This window comes from Actinotalea ferrariae CF5-4 (genome assembly GCF_000603945.1).
Lineage (GTDB): Bacteria > Actinomycetota > Actinomycetes > Actinomycetales > Cellulomonadaceae > Actinotalea > Actinotalea ferrariae.
In genome coordinates this window covers 1-1699 of the sequence record NZ_AXCW01000375.1, presented here as the reverse complement: position 1 = coordinate 1699, position 1699 = coordinate 1, and the positions used below count along the sequence as shown (strand labels likewise).

Genomic DNA, 1699 nt, shown 5'->3' with positions numbered 1-1699 from the left:
CCCGTCGGCCGCGTGGGCCCCGCAGTCCCGGGACGCCCCGGAGGAGCCGCAGTGGCGGCCCGTCCCGGCGCCCCAGCCCGCGAGCGAGGCACCCGCCGGGGGCCTCGGCCACCGGACAGCGGGCGCCGCGCAGCAGTCCTTCGTGCCCGAGCCGGCGCCGAGCTACCAGCCCGGCCCGACGACGTTCACGCCGGACCCGGTCGCGGGGGCGTCGGGCTTCGACGCCGAGGTCAACACGATGCTCGCGCAGCGGGCCGACCTCGCCCAGCAGGCCCTCGCCGAGCTCAGCCAGCTCTCGGCGTACCGGCCCCAGACGGTCGCGGGTGGCACGGGGTCGCTCACGCGGCGGACCCCGTCCGCCGTCCCGGCCGCCCCCGAGATCACCACCCGCTCGAACGGTCAGCGCCCCGAACGGGACGCCAACCAGGTCCGCTCGCTCCTGTCGAGCTTCCAGTCGGGCACCAGCCGCGGCCGCATGGCGGTCGACGACACGCACACCTCCGGCACCGGGACCTCCGGTGACGGGAACGAGGAAGGTCCGTCGGATGGCGAGCAGCTCGCCGCGGTGCCGACGGACTCCGACCTGACCCAGCGGAGCACCTCATGGTGACCGCCACACCTCGCCGCCGACAGGCCGGCAACCTCGAGGAGGAGCAGTGACTGCGCTCAGCACGGAAGCAGCCAACTTCGGCTGGCTCCTGGACAACTTCGTCCGGACGGTCCCCGGCACCCGGCACACGCTCGTGGTGTCCGCCGACGGGCTGCTCATGGCCATGTCCGAGAACCTGGACCGCACCAGCGGCGACCAGCTGGCGGCGATCGTCGCCGGCATGTCGAGCCTCACCCGTGGAGCGGCCCGCCAGCTGCGCGCGGGTGACGTCCGGCAGGCGATCGTGGAGATGGACGAGCTCTTCGTCTTCCTCATGAGCGTCTCCAACGGCTCGGTGCTCGCCGTGGTCGCGGACAGCTCGTGCGACGTCGGGCTCATCGGCTACGAGATGGCGATGCTGGTCTCCCGCACGGAGAGCACGCTGACGCCGCAGCTCGTGACCGAGATGCGCGGCGCCCTGCCGGTCGACGGCGCGGTCCGGACCCCGGTGGTCTGACCCGATGGCGATCCATCCGGGCTCCGGGGCGGGGCGGCACGCCGACGCCGACGACGGGGCCGAGTACGAGGCGCGGACGGTGCGGCCCTACGCCGTCACCGGCGGACGCGTCCGTGCCGCCAACTCCGACCTCCCGCTCGAGGCGCTGGTCGAGGTGCTGCCCGGTGCGGCGTCCTCGCACGGCCTCCCGCCGGAGAAGCGGGCCATCCTCCAGCACGCGGCCCACACGTTCGTGTCGGTCGCGGAGCTCTCCGCGCTGCTGCGCCTCCCCCTCGGCGTCGTGCGAGTCCTGGTCACCGACCTGGCCGACGCCCAGTACATCCGTGTCCACACGTCGACGCCCGTCAGCGTGCACACGGGCCAGTCCCCCGCCCTGTCCCTGAGCGTGCTGGAGAGTGTTCTCAATGGCATTTCCGCCCTCTGACACCGCGGTGTCGAACCGCGCTGACCGCTCGGCGGCCGGCGCGGGTGTCGCACCCACCGTCGTCAAGATCGTCGTCGCGGGCGGCTTCGCCGTCGGCAAGACGACGTTCATCGGCTCGATCTCCGACATCGAGCCGCTCAACACCGAGGCGGCCATGACCGAGCACTCG

General features: G+C 73.5%; 3 protein-coding genes and 1 pseudogene. All 4 read left to right on the top strand.

The features are described 5' to 3' along the window. Positions 1-610: hypothetical protein (locus N866_RS21645; protein ID WP_034229218.1), on the top strand; the 610-nt coding region annotated here is incomplete at its 5' end. Positions 611-656: 46 nt separating this feature from the next. Beyond that, on the top strand, positions 657-1106 hold the full coding sequence (locus tag N866_RS17940; RefSeq protein ID WP_034229216.1) for a roadblock/LC7 domain-containing protein: 450 nt from the start codon (positions 657-659) through the stop codon (positions 1104-1106). A 4-nt stretch (positions 1107-1110) separates the two neighbouring features. Beyond that, a complete protein-coding gene (locus N866_RS17935) occupies positions 1111-1530 on the top strand; it encodes a DUF742 domain-containing protein (protein ID WP_052023237.1) in 420 nt (139 codons plus the stop codon). Then, positions 1511-1699: pseudogene (locus N866_RS17930) on the top strand (ATP-binding protein); the annotation flags it as partial. The gene N866_RS17935 and the pseudogene N866_RS17930, both read left to right, overlap by 20 nt.